Source organism: Psychrobacter sp. 78a-MNA-CIBAN-0178, from assembly GCF_040309625.1.
GTDB lineage: Bacteria > Pseudomonadota > Gammaproteobacteria > Pseudomonadales > Moraxellaceae > Psychrobacter > Psychrobacter okhotskensis.
Genome location: NZ_JBEOOZ010000101.1, coordinates 1 through 298, shown reverse-complemented (window position 1 = coordinate 298; position 298 = coordinate 1). Strand labels below are relative to the sequence as shown.

General features: G+C 51.3%; 1 protein-coding gene. It reads right to left on the bottom strand.

What is annotated here, in order from left to right; all coding sequences use genetic code 11:
- Window positions 1-298 (bottom strand): hypothetical protein (locus AAEY80_RS14420; protein WP_350588546.1); only part of this gene is annotated, 298 nt, incomplete at both ends.

The following is a 298-nucleotide window of genomic DNA, read 5'->3' as shown; positions in this document are numbered from 1 at the left end:
TGAGAGGCGGCATTTAGATCGTCACCACCAATGGCAATAGAAGATCCGCCTTTGGTCACAACGTTTGCACCAATGGCAATAGATTGCTCACCCATTGCGGTGGTGTGTTGACCACTGCCGCCGCTACCAATGGCAATGCCTTGACTGCCAGTCGCACTGGCGTTTCGACCCATTGCCATCGCGTTTTCACCCGTGGCACCTAGGTTGTCATCGTTGCTACCACCCGTTGATTTCACGCTATAGTATTTGGTTTTATTAGCGGCAACGGTAGTATTAGTGGCATGCAACTGACTGCCAT